Annotated in this window: 15 protein-coding genes; 8 read left to right on the top strand and 7 right to left on the bottom strand. The window is 63.3% G+C overall.

Annotated features, from left to right (window positions below; all coding sequences use genetic code 11):
* Positions 1-455: 455 nt before the first annotated feature.
* Together FBY30_RS18445 and FBY30_RS18440 are read left to right on the top strand one after the other, a co-directional pair.
* Complete coding sequence (locus FBY30_RS18445) at positions 456-1,457, top strand: RNA-binding domain-containing protein (RefSeq protein ID WP_142134061.1); 1,002 nt, start codon at positions 456-458, stop codon at positions 1,455-1,457.
* Positions 1,458-1,567: 110 nt separating this feature from the next.
* The gene (locus FBY30_RS18440; RefSeq protein ID WP_142134059.1) at positions 1,568-1,918 is read left to right on the top strand and encodes a DUF2750 domain-containing protein; all 351 of its coding nucleotides are present in this window, start codon (positions 1,568-1,570) and stop codon (positions 1,916-1,918) included.
* An 858-nt stretch (positions 1,919-2,776) separates the two neighbouring features.
* Here the strand turns inward: FBY30_RS18440 and FBY30_RS18435 are convergent.
* Both FBY30_RS18435 and FBY30_RS18430 read right to left on the bottom strand, forming a co-directional pair.
* On the bottom strand, positions 2,777-3,073 hold the full coding sequence (locus tag FBY30_RS18435; protein WP_200830719.1) for an SMI1/KNR4 family protein: 297 nt from the start codon (positions 3,071-3,073) through the stop codon (positions 2,777-2,779).
* Between the two features lie 445 nt (positions 3,074-3,518).
* Positions 3,519-4,418 (bottom strand): hypothetical protein, encoded by a 900-nt coding sequence (locus FBY30_RS18430; RefSeq protein WP_142134057.1) that lies wholly within the window; start codon positions 4,416-4,418, stop codon positions 3,519-3,521.
* A 486-nt stretch (positions 4,419-4,904) separates the two neighbouring features.
* Between FBY30_RS18430 and FBY30_RS18425 the strand changes: the two genes are divergently transcribed.
* Positions 4,905-5,585, top strand: a complete 681-nt coding sequence (locus FBY30_RS18425; protein WP_142134055.1) for a hypothetical protein — start codon at positions 4,905-4,907, stop codon at positions 5,583-5,585.
* 611 nt (positions 5,586-6,196) lie between these two features.
* Here the strand turns inward: FBY30_RS18425 and FBY30_RS18420 are convergent.
* The 4 genes from FBY30_RS18420 to FBY30_RS18405 form a co-directional block, all read right to left on the bottom strand.
* Positions 6,197-6,742 carry a hypothetical protein gene (locus FBY30_RS18420; protein ID WP_200830718.1) on the bottom strand — a complete coding sequence of 182 codons (546 nt, stop codon included), beginning with the start codon at positions 6,740-6,742 and terminating at the stop codon, positions 6,197-6,199.
* Between the two features lie 197 nt (positions 6,743-6,939).
* On the bottom strand, positions 6,940-7,260 hold the full coding sequence (locus FBY30_RS18415) for a hypothetical protein (protein ID WP_142134053.1): 321 nt from the start codon (positions 7,258-7,260) through the stop codon (positions 6,940-6,942).
* 55 nt (positions 7,261-7,315) lie between these two features.
* Positions 7,316-7,576: a hypothetical protein gene (locus FBY30_RS18410; RefSeq protein WP_142134051.1), complete on the bottom strand. Its 261-nt coding sequence runs from the start codon at positions 7,574-7,576 to the stop codon at positions 7,316-7,318.
* Between the two features lie 301 nt (positions 7,577-7,877).
* Positions 7,878-8,213: a CBU_0592 family membrane protein gene (locus FBY30_RS18405; RefSeq protein WP_235009496.1), complete on the bottom strand. Its 336-nt coding sequence runs from the start codon at positions 8,211-8,213 to the stop codon at positions 7,878-7,880.
* A 97-nt stretch (positions 8,214-8,310) separates the two neighbouring features.
* Here FBY30_RS18405 and FBY30_RS18400 point away from each other — a divergent pair, with 97 nt between their 5' ends.
* Entirely contained in the window at positions 8,311-9,234 is a 924-nt protein-coding gene (locus FBY30_RS18400; protein WP_142134049.1) for a LysR family transcriptional regulator, read from the top strand.
* Between the two features lie 11 nt (positions 9,235-9,245).
* Here FBY30_RS18400 and FBY30_RS18395 read toward each other — a convergent pair whose 3' ends face one another.
* Positions 9,246-10,085, bottom strand: a complete 840-nt coding sequence (locus tag FBY30_RS18395; RefSeq protein WP_142134047.1) for an IclR family transcriptional regulator — start codon at positions 10,083-10,085, stop codon at positions 9,246-9,248.
* A gap of 151 nt (positions 10,086-10,236) precedes the next feature.
* On the opposite strand from FBY30_RS18395, the gene FBY30_RS18390 reads away from it, so the two are divergent.
* The 4 genes from FBY30_RS18390 to FBY30_RS18375 all read left to right on the top strand — a co-directional run bounded on the left by FBY30_RS18390 (position 10,237) and on the right by FBY30_RS18375 (position 16,073).
* Positions 10,237-12,948 carry an alpha-L-rhamnosidase gene (locus tag FBY30_RS18390; protein ID WP_142134045.1) on the top strand — a complete coding sequence of 904 codons (2,712 nt, stop codon included), beginning with the start codon at positions 10,237-10,239 and terminating at the stop codon, positions 12,946-12,948.
* The gene (locus FBY30_RS18385) at positions 12,945-13,934 is read left to right on the top strand and encodes an alpha/beta hydrolase (protein ID WP_142134043.1); all 990 of its coding nucleotides are present in this window, start codon (positions 12,945-12,947) and stop codon (positions 13,932-13,934) included. Before FBY30_RS18390 ends, FBY30_RS18385 begins: the two co-directional genes overlap by 4 nt.
* Positions 13,931-14,896, top strand: a complete 966-nt coding sequence (locus tag FBY30_RS18380) for an alpha/beta hydrolase (protein ID WP_142134041.1) — start codon at positions 13,931-13,933, stop codon at positions 14,894-14,896. The genes FBY30_RS18385 and FBY30_RS18380 overlap by 4 nt, the downstream gene beginning before the upstream one ends.
* 271 nt (positions 14,897-15,167) lie before the next feature.
* Complete coding sequence (locus FBY30_RS18375) at positions 15,168-16,073, top strand: alpha/beta hydrolase (RefSeq protein ID WP_142134040.1); 906 nt, start codon at positions 15,168-15,170, stop codon at positions 16,071-16,073.
* The last annotated feature ends 51 nt before the right edge of the window (positions 16,074-16,124 follow it).

The following is a 16,124-nucleotide window of genomic DNA, read 5'->3' as shown; positions in this document are numbered from 1 at the left end:
CCGGCTACTGCGTAAGCCAGACAAATGGTTTGAATGACCTCCCGAACCGGTCCGGACTTGTGATGACGCATGGCGCCCGCCGTTGGCGCGGCGAGTGCTAGATCGAACTGCCGGAAGTCGTTCGTCCAAAACTGTCTGGCCATAGGCGGCATTCGATGTGTCTCACAACTAGTGGTTGGCACGGCGAGTTGCGCCAACTCACAAGAACTTGGATACTTCAGTCGTGCACTCCTGTCCGCCGGTCAGACGTCTCATATCGCAAGGGTTTAGAGACAATCTGGAGCGTTGCGGTTAGGGCACCTTCACCGTGCATTTCATCGTGCGGGGTATACGTGCACATGGGGGCCAGCAACGGTTGCGAAAGAAAAATCCTTGCCCAGCTGCACGGTAAACGACCGGCTTACGGGCGATCAGCTCGGCTACCGACTTCACAGAATGACTGGGAGGATCGGGATGTGGTTCTTTTAATTGACACCTCTCGTGCGCTCCGCACCCCAGACCAAGTACGGTCGCTCATTCAAGCTGTCTTCGAGGCAGAGCCCGAGGATGAGAGCCGATCTATCGAATGGAAGTCGGCATACGGCGACCTCACCAGCACAGAAGCCTCGTTCGCCATCAGTCGAGCAATTCTTGGGTTGGCAAATCGTCCCGTCACCGTCGCGGCCGCCTCATTCGAGGGCGTGGGTTACGTCGTAGTCGGAGTCGAACCAGGTTCGCTGGAAGGACAACGCGTCCCCGACAGTGCAGAGCTCCTAAACGCCATTCATCGTTACACGGGGCACGGATGGCCTTATTGGGACGCTCGAACTCTGACATTCAACGATGCGACAGTGCTCGTAGTAACGGTGGAGCCCCCGCGCGATGGTGACCGCATCGCCTTGTTGCAGAAGTCGTATCAGGCGGCGAAGGGGCCCATGGTTCCAGAAGGGACGATCTTCGTGCGCCGCCCGGGAGCCACAGAGCGTGCTTCACGTGCCGAATTGGAGATGCTGCAGGATCGGTTGCTAAGCGGCTCCGAGGCAGAGGGCGCCGCATTGCGTGAGGCCACAAGGAAGAGCGAGCTGCGAGAGATTGTCACAGACCTCGTTCAAGCAGGGAACCGCTGGGCAGATACGATGCAGATCCTGGTCATGTCGAGCACTGGTCACGAGTGGAAGCAGCGGGATTGGATCGAATGGGTGGACACCGACAGCGGCAGAGAGATGACCCAGAATGCTCAGTCGGTGGATCGCAATATTCGGAAGCTTCGGCTCCACACCGGCGAAGACTCGCTTGTACTGCCCGCGTTGGAGGCGCAGCGAAGGATCCGAGGTGGCAAGGCGTTCGCTGTCCTTCATTCCAAAGGCAGGGACAGTCAGGACGATCGGGTTTCCGCCTACCAAGAGATAAATGCGATCAAGTCAGATTTGGTGAAGTTGGAGCTCGCCGCCATTAAGCTGCTCACCGCTGCGAAGTGACCACGGAGTCCGGAAGGAATCCTCCACCGGGCGCCCATCGTCGAAATCCAGCTGTCGGGTACGGGACATCACTTCGTAGCCGGTTAAGGGCAGTGATTTAGGCTGGCCATGTGAGTATCAGCGCGGCCCAGGCGAGCCGCTTCTACCAAGAGGTCATCCTGCACCAGCAAGTGTGGGGAATCCGTGATTCAGGTGGCTTCCCTGCACCCCGCAATGGAGATGGTGAACGCAGCATGCCATTCTGGTCGCTGCGAAGCAGAGCTGAGAAAGTGATCAGTAGCATTCCGGCGTATCGCGCCTTCGAAGTAGAGGAGATCCCCCTCAGCGTCTGGCGCACGCGGTGGATTGATGGGCTCGACCGAGATGGCATTCTGGTGGGCCTCAACTGGTCGGGCGTTCGCGCAACGGGTTATGACGTTCAGCCGCTTGTAGTCCGCGCAGGACTCGAGGCCATCGAATAGGGCCTAACAGGGCCATTTGGACTACACGGTAAAGGATCCCTTTACGGGCGCCGGAGCGTCCCTGATCTACCGCTGATGGGCGGTGCTCGCTGGCTAGCCGGGAGCCGCGATCGTGGGAGACACCTCTTTCATAGTGGGCGGTTGGAGCGGGGTCCAATAGCCCATGTCACTTGGAGTTGTCGGCGGATAACAACGCTCGTGACGGCCCCGCACACCGCCAGCGGCCGCGAGCCCAGGCCAGTTGCTAGTGGAGAAGAATTCTAGGGCCCAGCCGAGATAGACAAAGATGACGGATCCTGATGCAACTGCGAAAAGCAATCTTGGAGTGCTGCGGACTGGGTGGTTGAGCGCCAGTCGTGCAATTCCCCCGAACAAGGCTCCGATCGCACCACCGCTAAGAGCAGCAACAGATATTACAATCACCCTCACCCATGGGCTGGCATGGGTAGACGGCAAAAAGATTCCCGCTAGCACGATGAAAGTCATAAAGATCCCGCCAATGAGGCTGCCTTTTGCGGCACCGACAGCCACCCAACTCCTGGTCGAACTGAGCTTTGTTTGAACTAGCGGCTTCATAACTCTCCGAACTAAATTCTGAATTCCGTTGATGGCGGCCCACGGGCGCGCCGCAGTCCCCTTAGCGTACTGAACTGGCGGTAACGGACCCGGATATGTGCGGCCTTCCCGCCAGTGGGTGAGTATCTGGCCAAGCCACGTGAAAGGAACGGCCCTGAACAGGTTCACCGGGACAAGGAACTGTGCCGCAGCTGCTGCAGGAGCTTCGGCCCGCAGTAACGTCCGGTAAAGGATCCCCAAAGGATTCTCTAACTTCAGACAGCACCGTCGAGATCGGGCTCCTCAGACTGTGAGTCTCCCGGTCATCCATTCCTCGAGATAGCGCATGACGGTCGGCGCGACCCATGTCCGACTGTCGTCCACGTGGTTCCAGACGTAGATCTCGCAATTTCCGCTGAGAGAAACGGCGAACTGGTCACCGTTGCCGGCGTCAGCAAAGAATACGAGTCCTAGGAACGGCATGTAGAGTTCCCGGTAGTCGGCGTCGGTCCGGAAGTAGGTGTTATCTCTGGCGATCCGCTCTGTGCTCCAGAGCAGACCCAGACCGTACTCACCCTGAATGCCATTCGTCTCTTCCAAGAGTTGCCGAAGGTGGCCGGGGAGTTTTCCTCAGTTGTGCTTCGCAGGTTTGGATGGCGTTCACCGATGCAGGGGCGCTGAATGTGGCCTTTCCCCAGCGCTGAATCTCGTCCGTGAGCATCGTGCCATAATGCCACGCCGAACTCTGCGTGGTCCGCACACGAATCCGATCGGACGCCGAAAGAAGGAGCACTGTGCGCCCGTTCGAGGATCCTCAACCGGACGCTTGGAGCAGTCGGTTGGTCCGCTCTACCGTTCAGGTGTGCCTCGGTCAGGTGTCACTGGGCGGAGGACGGGTAGTCATCGGCCACCAAACCGATGCCTTGCCCACATCGATCGTTCGAGCCCGTCAGTTAGCGGCGTTGCTGAACGCGACTGCCACTTCACCCAGGGCACCCTCTCACAAGTCACCAAGCACCGCTGACGCGGCCCTCAGGGTAAGAAGTCAGGCCCACCTGCCAAGAAGTTCCCTGTTGGCGTCCCGAAGGGTGTCGAAACCCTCTTGTGGGAAGTTTTCCATCCTTGACCACCAGCGTTCGGCGGCTGGGGCGATGAACATCCGCCGGCCGGAGCCCAGTGGCACGACGTCCCAATAGGCAGCCGGTTTCAGGTCGGGGTGTCCTGGCCCGAGTACCTGTATTCCGAAGATGCCTGGGGCTGCTGCCTTCATAACGGCATGATCGGCTGACAGCTCGCCCTGGCGCGGCGAGGGGAAGCCCCTTTGGCTGATCACGCTCACGGGCGTGAGGAGTCCGAAGTGAACCTTTGCGACTGCTGCGTAGTCGTAGAGGGGCGCCATGCCTTCCAGTAGGTGAGTCAGGGACTCCAGGGCGTCACCCTTCCCGGCGCTTATTTCAGTGCCTGCCACTATCCAGCCTTCAATCGTGAAGTGGACGTACCAGTCTCCGCTGGCTGTGGGGAAGAGCATCTCGGCCCACCCGATGTCCTCGCAGCATCGCATGATGACCTCTGCCACCTGGTGCGGTTCGCATCGGGACATGGTGAAGTGGAGCCCAGCCAGAATAGGGCCGGTGGCGTTGGTCTTGGCCCAGCCCGACACGAATTCAACGATGCCCTTGAAAACAGGGTTCTGGACTGCCCAGGTGTCCCAATTTTTCTTGACGGCTTGAAAAGCCGTCGGAACTCTGTCGTTATCCCGCGCTGCGTCCACCGAGCAGATAGCCGCACTGTAGGCGAAACGGCCGGTCCGCGGCCTGAGTCCGACCTTGTCGACACAGGCGGTGACGGCGCCGGTAAACCCCAGTGGCCGGACAGCCTCAGCGATACTCTCGGCTAGCTGCACTGCGTGCTTCGGGGAATCCACCGGGAAGACGTAGATAGCCACCCCCTGACTGACCTGTACGGCGTGGAAGCGCTGGTCTGGATAATCTGGCAGCCGTAATCCGGCCACGGCTGAGTTCATGTCAGCTGTCGATGGGCGGTCACTTCCGGGAGACGGAACACACAGGATTCCCAGCGCGAAAGTGGATTCCGCAGTAACCCTCCGGATCCGAACCGCGTCCACGATGATCTCTGAGTGCTCAGGCAACGAGTGCTCCCTTAAGGCTGTAGGTTCCCCAGGAGTTGCGGGTGATGTCGGTGGTCATTTCCAGCCGGTAGTCCCAGCGTGCTCGGCCGCTGGCATCACAGATCTCGTCAACATACCGCCAGGTCCTCCACGGTTGCCTCTCGTATCTGCATGCCTAGAGCTTACTGACTGACGGAGCGCAGCTGGGCGTAGAGTGCGCGTTCAGGGATCGACTAACGGGCAGCCAAAGTGGCCTCTGACATAGAGTCAGCACGTCAGGGAAGCGCGACTATTAGGAGTGGCATGGCAGCGGGTCGAGGAACGGGCAAGCGGAATGCGCAGCCATCGCTAGCGACAGAGCAGTACTCCGAGTTAAATGCGACTTTCTATTCTTCCGGCGGACCTCACGAGTACATAAGAGCCCGACTGCAGTCGATCATCTTCACGCTGTCCGATGCAGACGAGGCAGAGGCTATCTTGCAGCAAGACCTGCTCATCGGAACTCTGCAGGCAGGAGGGACCCAGCGCCTAGCTCAGGACGTCAGACAACGTTACGCGCTCATGGAGAGTACTGTTCTGCTTCACCATGCCGGGGAAGCGCTGCTACGGCTGTGGATGGCTCATAAAGACTCACCGCCATGTCCGTGGCTGGAAGTTGCCAGTCTCACCACCCCGAGAATTTTCAAAGAGGAAGCAGATAAACACGCCTCAGATACGAGTCGTATGCCTCGATCAAACGTCGGCTCTGTTTTTCTCGGAGGGAGCACCCGGGAGGACGCCCACGTGGAAATGACGGAGGAGCAGTGGGAGCGTTCGATCGACGGATTGCAAGAGTTGCTCCGGCTCGTGGCACACACGGTTACCAGGGACGCTACGCTCTACAACGCAGCCAAACATGGGCTGGTCGGTCTGCCCGGTGATCAAGCAGACATCGTGTATGAGGGAAAGCGTGTGGCCGGCGGAGGTGGTATCACCTTACCTTGAAAAAACCCCTGACAATTCTAAATTCCGATCAGGGCCACATAGCTGGTGGCTTACGACGTCATTCACCAACCTCGAAGCTAATCTGTTTCTCATCGAATTGACTGTGCGAGCCATCAGTTCCCTATGGGCGGTGGCTAGGAGAAGGCACCTTGGGGTTCCTGGCGAAGTCGTACTAGTGAGTCTTGATGAGGTACTGACGGCCGTGGCGATGGGTCCCATCGCGGACAACCGAATGCTGTCATCGTTTTCCGAGAGTCTTGTGACCTATACCTATGAGTCAGGACAGCGACAGTTTGGCCAACGAGTGCACCGCCCCAACTTGATCAGGTTGGGGTCAGATGTTGTGGAGGCTTTTGATCGCGTGAGTGGCGAACATGTTCCTATAACGTTCGTGGCCTTGCCTCTGCGTGAACGGGATAAGCGCACGCCATCGACATCAAATAAGCAGTTCTTCCGCTCGTCACCTCCGGGCAGTTCAAGCGTCTAGAGCAAGACTCTGGGAAGAACCTGCACTGGCGAGGCAGCAAGCAAAAGGGAGAGCGGAACAGGATCCTTCACCGCGCATTGACTCCCATGCTTATGAGGGGACGTACGAGCCCTATGGCTGTCTGTCAGCTCCAAGCATCCACGCCCGGCAGGGGCGCAAAGGAGTTGGGCAGTCCAGTTGATCGGTAGAAGCGCTCGATTTCACTTTTCTTGTATTTGCTCACACGAATTGATTCCAGAGACTGACAGTTCTCCAGGGCGTTTAGTTTGCCGTCCTCGGGAAGCACACCAAAGAGCTCGAGGTGAGCGAGGTGCGGCAACCCAGTTAGAGGGGCCAGGGAATGCACGATCGTCTTCTTCCCAGATGAGTCCCAACTGGGGAGTGTGCTGAGCCTGATCGTTTTCAGTTTGTGCAGCTGACCGAGAGGGTCTAGATCGGAGACTTTTGGCATGTGCATGACGCTCAGATACTCGAGCTGACTGAGACCGTTCAAAGGAGTCAGGTCAGCGTCTGGATAAGTTGCAATGACAAGCGTTCTAAGATTGGTAAAAGTTGCAAGGCTTCCCAGCGACTTGTATTTGCAGTGCCACACGCGCAGGGCAGTCACTTCAGCTGGAGTAGGGTGCCCCGGCATGGACCGAGCTTCGTCTCTCGTGAAATCGGCGATCATTATGTAACCGTAGGGGAAGTCAAGCACCTTCAGCGACGAGGCTAAGGCGGCCCTTAGGGTCCCTGGAGCCAAGTATTGTGACTTGGCAGTCTGCGCACCTCGTTAGCCGTCCGGTAGAGGATCCTTTACCGACCGAACTGAAAGTAGCAGGCAGGCTCTCGGCTGTCCTCAAGGGCTTGAGTTGTAAATGCCCGACCTTACTTAGTGAATTCGCTGCCTAGCACTTTGCCAGTGACGCCATCTAACGTCACCCGGTACCCGTTCCAGGTATTCGCAAGAACAGTGCCGTCAGCAGATGGATCCATGGAAAGGTAGCATTCGCGAGAACCTGTCTCAGGAAGTTCTGCGATCCAGACCGTGGCGCCTACTTCACTGATCTTTGCGAGATTGCGGGCAGGCCCCTCACCCATCTCCATGTAGTCCAAAAGGACAAGGACCGACTCCTCGGCCGGAAGCTCGTTGACGTCTAGAACGGTCACCCCAAGAACCTTGCCGTCCGGACCGATGCCTTTGAACATGCATGAAGCCTACGCTCCCCGCTCCCGAAGAAGGATCTTTAGAGGGCCAAGCAGCTCATGAACCCTTGAGAAATCGCAGCAGCGTCCGGAACTCGTTAAGAGCGACCGTGGTCTGGCGGTCAACGTCAAACTCATCTTCAACCGTCGCTGTGTCTAGTTCTGCGTCGAGCAGCACGTTGAAGGCGTTATAGGTGAAGTATCGCCGCCCAGTCTGCAACTGTTCGATTGCGGTGAGGAGCTGAGCGCAAACGGAGTCGTCCAGCTCTCCGGTAAGAAACTCGTCAAGCGGTGGCCGCAACATTTCAGCCAGCACCATTCGTGGGTTTCAGTATCAGGATCACGGTTGATTCAACCACAGAGGGTCCTGGGAATTGCCCAGTCGGAAAGCCCGAACGGTCAAACTCCTTCCTCTCAACAAGAAGATAAACAGTGCACGGAACAGGATCCTCATACGGGACAGTGAATCTACCGGTCTCTCCTAACCCACGCGTCTCAAATCCTAGGGATACAAGACGGTCCGCCTCCCAATCGCACGCTAAATAGAGGGATCAGTCGCCCCCAATTGTCGGCAACTCGACTCACTTCGCCCGCCACTTATGCAAACAGTACTGACTGGGTCAGGCGGCCCGCGGCGGTTCGACGACCGCAAGCTGGCCAGTGGTGTCCGGAACCCCGGGAAGCTGCATGGCCGGCGCCTCAGAAGCTGAGCCGCCAACCACGCCACGCATCCGGAGAAGTGCAACGGCGGAAATGAGAAACCAGGCGACGTTCGAGGCAACTGACGGCCATGCCTCGTGAAAGGCCCCGTTCAGGATGAAAGCGCAGGCGCCCACCAGGTTCGCGGTCTGGAAAGCCCTCCCTGCCTTCAGCCATCCCATGGACACCGACATGAAGGCGCTCAGAATCATCGCTGCGCCTGCCCAGCCGGCAATTTCCCAAACCAGTTCCATCATGCCCCTTCCCAAGTCGTTACCTAACCGCAATTCTGGGGGCCGAAGGAGATGTAGTTCAATTGCATTCTTCTGCAGCCCTGGTTTAGAACTACTTAACATGGATCTGGACCCGCGCCGTCTGCTCGTTCTACTTGCTGTTGCCCGGACGGGCGGCGTGCTAGCGGCCGCCGATGAACTGCGCCTGACGCCCTCCGCGGTGTCCCAGCAAATCACCAAGCTGGAGCGGGAAACCGGGCATGCGCTGATGGTCCGCACTCCAAAGGGCTCAGTGCTGACTCCCGCAGGCCTTGCCATGGCAGAAGCCGGCGAAGAAATTGAACGCGCCCTCAGCGTCGCCCGGACCCGGATGGAGAGCGGGGCCAACATCTCAGGCGTGGTGCGGCTGGGCGGCTTCACCAGCTTTATCCGCACCGTGGTAATTCCCCGGCTGCCCGAGTGGCGGAGCCAGTATCCGCAGCTCCAGATCCTCATCGTGGAGGATGATTTTCCCGCGCTGATGCGGCTGCTCCGGCAGCGCCAGCTCGACGCCGTGGTGGTGGAGCATGACTCCACCGCCGCCGTCCAGCATTCACTCGGGGCAGGAATGACCGAGGAACCACTGCTGGATGAACCGTGGAGGTTGGCGGTGCCCACCGGAGCACTGCTTAGCACTGAGAGTGTGGACCTCGGCCGGCTGCCGCTTCCCTGGCTCGGGGTGGATTCTGCAGCCGCCAATTCCGCTGTGCTGGGGCGGCTGCGCCATTCGACGGGCGCCAGCATGGAGACGGCGCACCAGTACCAGGAGACCCTGACGGCGCTCGCCCTGGTCGCTGCCGGCGAAGGGGTTGCCATCCTGCCCACCCTGGCCCTGGCTGGAGTGGCGCATGAAGGGGTGGACATCCTGGACGTTCCGGGGCTGGGGACACGGCGGATCGTCCTCCGGCGGTTCGACGGGCGCCGGCGTTCCAGCACCCCCGTGGACACCGTTGCGCGGCTCCTGCGCGAATCAGCGGCGGCCTTCGACGCGCGATCGGCGAACTGACCAGGCGGCGCCTACCCCTGGAAGTGCGTCCGGATCCCGGCGCTGGCCTGCGGCTGGAAGCCCAGGTTCCGGGACACGGCCCGGGCGGCGGCCCGTACTGCCGGTGCCAGCACATTCGGGGGAGTGGACCCGTCCGGGACGACGATGGATAGTGACGCCACCACGGCCCCCTGCGCATCGAAAATTGGGGAGGCCACAGAGACCGTCCGGGACGGCAGGCTGCGCCGGATCATGGCGATGCCGGTGCGCCGCACGTCGGAGAGCGTCCGCCGCAGCTGCCCCTCCGGCATCTCGGAGACGCCGGGCTCGTTTTCCGGCGGCCGCTTCAGGATGGTCTCCTGGAACTGCTGGTCCGCCCCGGCGAGCAGCACCAAACCGATGGCCGTGGATCGCAGCGGCGCCCGGCCGCCCACGCGGTACGCCACCTCGGTGGCGTCCTTGGCGGACAGCCGCTCGATCAACACCGCCTCCTCGTTGTCCCGCACGGCCAGCAGGACGTGGTGCCGGGTGACCTCGAACAGGTCCTCGAGGTAGGGGAGGGCAATCTCGCGCACCCCATGTCCGCGGGGCGACAGGGATGCAACCTCCCACAGGCGGACCCCCACAACGTACCTGCCGTCGTCGAGCCTTTCCAATGCACCCCAGGCCACGAGCCGCGCGATCAGGCGCAGGGCCGTGGGCGCGGGCATGCCCGCATGCCGGGCCAGTTCCGAGAGGGTCAGCGCACGCCGCCGGTCCGAGAAGACGGCCAGCAGGCTCAGCGCGCGGTCGATGACCGGTTCGCCCTGTTTGGGCCGTTTTCCCCGAATCGGCGCGTCAGATGGGGTATCCGTGTCCGGTGTGGCAGTCATGGCAGTGGTTCCTAGCGCCGGTGGTAGTGGAGGGCTCACAGTGAGCTGAACCACAATACTATTCCAACCATTGAAAGCTACCGGTGGAGGGAAAGCCATGGCGCGCGAAGCTGGGACTCCAGCAACCGCACCCTGCAGGAGTCCTGTCAGCATGAGCACCCCCACCCGCCTTCGGGCTGAGCACCTCCCTGAGGCAATGGGCCTGACCTTCTGCGAGCCACGGCTTAGCTGGACCCCGCCCGCCGGAACCCTGGGCCAAACCGCTTACCGCATCACGGCCAGCAACGGCTGGGACACCGGCAAGGTTGCATCAGCCGCCTCCTCTGCCCGGTACGACGGTCCCACGCTGGATTCCCGCAGCCGGTTCGAGTGGCGCGTCCGCACGTGGAACGTCAACGAAGACGGCAGCGAAACGTCAACCGACTGGTCCCAACCCATGTCCGTGGAACTGGGCCTGCTGCACGCCACGGACTGGACCGCGCAATGGATCGGCCCCGATGAGCCGGAGGTCCCAGCCCCCGGACAGCGGCCCGGCTACGCTCTCACCAAAACCTTCACGCTCCACGCAGCTCCGGAAAAGGCGCGCGCCTACGCCACGGCCCGCGGGATTTACGAGCTCTTCATCAATGGCCGCCGCGTGGGCGACCAGCAGCTCACCCCCGGTTCCACCAGCTACCACACCACGCTCCAGGTCCAGACTTACGACGTCACCACGCTCCTCGTCCAGGGCAGCAACACCATCCGCGCCGTCCTCACCGACGGCTGGTACCGCGGCACCTTCGGCTACACGCGCGACGCCGACATATACGGCACGCGCACGGCTTTCCTGGCGCAGCTTGAGGTGGAGTCCGGGGCTGGCAGGCAGGTCATCGGCACCGACAGTTCCTGGCTGGCGTCCACCACGGAGATCACCAGTGCCGACCTCATGGCCGGCCAGGACGTCGACTTCCGGATGCACGACGGCGGGAGCACACCGTCCGGAGGCACGGCACCCCGGGTGCGTCCCGCCGTCGTACGTCCCTACAGCTTCGACGCACTGACCGGGCCGCTGTCCCCTCCCACGCGTGTGACGCAGGAGCTGGCTCCCGTGTCGATCACCCGCCTCCCCAACGGCCACCAGGTGGTGGACTTCGGCCAGAACATCCACGGCTGGGTCCGTCTGACCAGGCTTGGGGCCCCCGGTGAAACTGTCACTCTCGATTACGGCGAGGCGCTGGGAAAGGACGGCGACGTCACCCGGGACCATCTGCGCCCGCATGACTTCCGCACCCCCGGCGCGTTCCGGGACGCCGGGCAGCTGGACACCGTCATCGCCGCGGGCACTGCCGGGGAACTCTTCGAGCCCCGGCACACCACGCACGGGTTCCAGTTCGTATCCGTCCAGGGGCTTGGGCCGGATCTGCAGCCGGGCGACATCACCGGCTGCCTGGTGCGGACCGACCTGGAGCGCATCGGCTCGTTCAGCTGCAGCGACCGGCGGCTGAACAAGCTCCACGACATCGTGGAATGGAGCTTCCTGGACAACTCCTGCGAGGTCCCCACCGACTGCCCACAGCGCGAAAAAGCGGGGTGGACCGGGGACTGGCAGCTGTTCGTCCCCACCGCCGCGTATCTGTACGACGTCACCGGCTTCTCCCGGAAATGGCTGCGGGACGTCCGCGCGGACCAGTGGGACAACGGCGTGATCGTGAACATCTCACCGTCGCCCGGACGTGCCGTCACGTCGGCTGAGTTCATGGGATTCACCAACGGTTCCGCGGGCTGGGGCGACGCCATCGTCATGGTGCCGTGGGAGGTCTACCTCGCATCAGGGGATGCCGGGATCCTGGCCGAGAACTGGGAGGCCATGAACCGGTGGCTGAATTTTGTGCGCACTTCCGCCGAAGCCCGGCGGCATGCCAGCCGCGAGGCGGCGCGCCCCCAACCCGCCCCGCACGAAAAGTACCTGTGGGACACCGGTTTCCACTTCGGCGAGTGGATGGAACCGGACGGGCCCGAACCCGATCTCTTCGCCGCCCGCACCGCGGACCACGGCATCGTGGCCACCGCCTACTACCGGCACACCACGCACCTGATGGCCCGCATCGCCACGGTCCTTGGACTCCCCAGCGAGGCCGCGAGGCTGGCGGATCTCTCGGCCAACATCCGGGCGGCCTGGGAAATGGAATACCTCGACACCGCCGGACACGTCACCGAAGCGCGCCAGGCCAACTGCGTCCGTGCGCTGGCCTTCGACCTGGTCAGCCCGGAGCGGCGCGCCGCAGTCACCGCCCAGCTGGCGGAACTGATCCGCGCCGCCGGAATGCACTTGGGGACGGGGTTCCTGGCCACGCCGTACCTGCTCCCCGTCCTGGCGGATAACGGCCGGCTTGACCTGGCCTACGAACTCCTGATGCAGGACACGGAGCCCTCCTGGCTCACCATGGTTGACCGCGGCGCCACCACCGTGTGGGAACTCTGGAACGGCGTCGACGCGGACGGCATCCCGCACCAGTCGCTCAACCACTACAGCAAGGGCGCCGTGGTGTCCTTCCTGCACCGCTACACAGCCGGGCTTCGCCAGGCACCGGCCAGCTCGGGTTGGGAGCGGATCATCATTGAGCCCCGCCCCGGCGCCGGTCTCACCTCCGCGTCCACTTCCCACCAGGGGCCGCGCGGCCTGATCGAGGTGCAATGGATGGTATCGCCGGGAAACGCGGACGACGGCGGGCTGACGCTCACTGCCACGATCCCTGCCGGTACCACCGCGGAGGTGCTGCTGCCCGGCCGGCCGGGAGCCGTCGTCGGACCCGGACACCACACTTTCCCTGCCGGACCCGGCGGGGACTATGCACAACCTGAGCTGATGAGGAGCACACTATGACAGTGGATGACGCTACCGGGGTCCTCGACCCGTTCCATGATGTTTCCCGACCGGGCGGCCGGGCTGTCCCGCCCTTCCCCGTCTTCGACGCGCCCGGAACACCGGAACAGGCCGGTGATGACTCGCTGGTGCACCGCGAGCTCACGTACGCCCGGGCCATCGGTTTCCGGCCGCTGAAGATGGACATCTGGCTGCCCCGCAAGGCATCCGGCCCCACGCCGCTGGTGCTTTGGGTGCACGGTGGCGCGTTCCAGCTGGGGGACCGGCGGGAACTGCCGCCCACCTTCGCCCCCAACTCCGTGTTCCGGCTCCTCAACCAGGCGGGCATTGCCTGCGCTACGGCGGACTACCGGCACTCGCTCGAGGCCCCCTTCCCGGCGCAGCTGCACGACCTCAAGGCCGCCGTGCGCTACCTCCGCGAGTTCGCCGCTGAGCTCAACCTCGATCCGGACAGGTTCGGGGCCTGGGGCGAATCCGCCGGCGGCCACCTGGTGGCGCTGCTCGGACTCACCGGCAACCGCGGGGATCTGGAGGGCGCACTCGGTGCGCAGGGGCACCCCAGTGGCGTCAGCGCCGTCGTCGACTTCTACGGCGTCTCCTCGCTCGCGGACATCCCGCCGATGCAGCGGCCGGACGGCCTGTTCCCGCCTGCACTGACGGCCGCGGTACCGCCGGGAATGTCCCTGCAGCCCGAATACATGCTGGTGGGCGGTTCCGACGATCCCGAACTGCTTGCCGCCGCGAGCCCCGTCAGTTACGTGCACGCCGATGCCGCCCCGTTCCTGCTGGTCCATGGGGACAGCGATGGCCTGGTGCCGCACTCGCAGACTGAACTCCTCGCAGCGGCGCTCGCCGAAGCCGGTGTTGAGCATGAGGTGGTGACCGTCGCCGGTGGCGACCACTGCTTCTTCGGCGCCGAAGACCAGATGGACAGCATCCTGGGCACCGCGGTGGACTACTTCTCCCGGAAGCTGGGGACGCCATGACCTCGCGAACGGAATCCGCCGCGGACGGGACAGGGACTCTGCCGCCCGGTGAGGCGTCCGCCGCCGGCTTCGCCGAGTACCTTGCCAGCCCGGAAGGACCACAGTTCCTCAACCCGGATGCCGAGCGCGCGCCGGGCCCTGACGTGCGTATCCGCTTGGTTACCGCGGACGGGCGGCACGGGCCGGTGGGCATCCGGATTTACGGTGAATCCGCAACTGCAGGCAGCCCCGCCCTGGTGTGGCTGCACGGCGGCGGCTTCGTCAGCGGCAGCGTGGACAGCCCGGAATCGGACTACCTCGCAAGGGTGCTGGCCAGCCGGGGAACACCGGTGCTGTCCGTCGACTACCGGCTGGCCCGCGACGGCGTTTCGTATCCAGTCCCGCACGAGGACGCCCTGGCCGGATGGTTCTGGGCCCGGAAGAACGCCGGCTCCCTGGGCCTGGACCCGGACCTCCTCTGCCTGGGCGGAGCGGGTGCCGGCGGAAACCTGGCCGTGGGCGCCGCGCTCTACCTGATCGACGCCGGCAAAACGCTGCCAGCAAAACTCCTGCTGGCCTATCCCTTCCTGGACGCCGAACTTCCGCCGCCCGTCGGTGGACTGGACGATGACGTCATGGCCGGACTGCCGCGCCACCTGCGGTTCACGCCGGAGGACTGCATCCGGACTGCCGAAAACTACGTGGGCGGGCCGGTCAGCATGGCACCTTCCTACGCCATGCCCGGCTACGCGGACCCGGCCGGGCTTCCGCCCACAGCGCTGCTCGCCTGCGAGTACGACGACGCCCGGGGCTCAACCGAGCAGTTTGCTTCGGCCTTGGAACGGGCCGGGGTTCCGGTCTCCTACTTCCTTGCCAAGGGTGGGGTGCACGGCCATTTGAACCACACCGCCGGGCTGCCGGAGGGGCAACCGGCCCTGGATTTCCTTGCCCGGGAACTGTTGACGGCCGTGCCGCGGCGTTAGTGCGCGGGGACGTATCCGGCGCCAGCACCCATGATCCTCGGTGGTGCAGCACTTGTTTGCCTCTACTACGGCGTGCGGGCTGCCGCGCTGCCGCGCCAGGACGTCAACAGCTTGGCCCGGCAATCCCGGTTTGCCCGATCTAGTTTCATTCAGTGAAACCGCCAGCGCGTCCCGCCCCGGCCATGGGACAAAGTGTGTTTATGAACGCGGGCCTGGTTTTGGCCCGCACGGCCCACAGTACAGGAATGACGCCTCATACATGGATTCAACGATGACGGCACTGCGGATCCTTCGAGGGATCGAGTTCGCCAGGCCAGCGGAAGCCTCTCCACTGCTGTTGGACCTCTATCTTCCCGGCGCCGGGTTGGAGGGACTGGACGCAGTGGGTGGACCAACCCATCGCGGCCGCCCCGCCGTCGTCCACCTTCACGGCGGCGGCTGGAGGACGGGGGAGCGGTCCTCACTGGGTCCGGTCGTTGACGGTTTCAGGCTCGGCCCCATTGAGCAGTTGGCGTTGGCAGGGTTTGTGGTGGCTTCCGTGGATTACCGACTGACCGACGTTGCCACCTTTCCCGCGCAGCTGCTGGATGCGAACGCAGCGGTCCGCTGGCTTCGCTCCCACGCCGCGGAGTACGGCGTGGACCCGCGCCGGATCTACGCCTGGGGCGACTCCGCCGGGGGACACCTCGCCTGCCTCCTGGGACTCACAGCCGGAGTCGAAGAATTCCGTGAACCGGGCAGCGGCGGCGAGGGTGGAAATGACGGGGTCGGGGCCGTCGTAGCCTGGTACCCGCCCACCGATCTGGAACGGATGGGTGGACAGGCGCGGCCGGACGCCGTGGCCCGCGCCGATGATCCCGGCTCCCGTGAAGCCCTGCTGATCGGCGCACAGCCGGCGGACGCGCCGGACAAGGCCAGGGCCGCCAGCCCCATCACCTACGTTCACGCCGGCGCCCCGCCCTTCCTCCTCATCCACGGAACGGCCGACCGCTTCGTCCCCGCGGCCCAGTCCGCCGGACTGGCCGACGCGCTGGCAGGAGCGGGCAACGCCGTCGAACTCCTCCTGCTGGACGGCGCTGACCACATGTGGGCCAGCCAGGACGGCAGCAGCAATGCCGCCGAAAAGGCCATAGCCGCCACCATCGATTTCCTCCGCCGCCAGGCGGAAGAGCACTGATTCCCCACCACTTCTCCGGACTACAGACGCCCGGGAAACAGACCTGAAAGG

It is taken from the genome of Arthrobacter sp. SLBN-83, assembly GCF_006715285.1.
Classification (GTDB): Bacteria; Actinomycetota; Actinomycetes; order Actinomycetales; family Micrococcaceae; genus Arthrobacter.
Note: the sequence above shows the minus strand (reverse complement) of the source record. Positions and strands in the feature narration are given on the sequence as shown.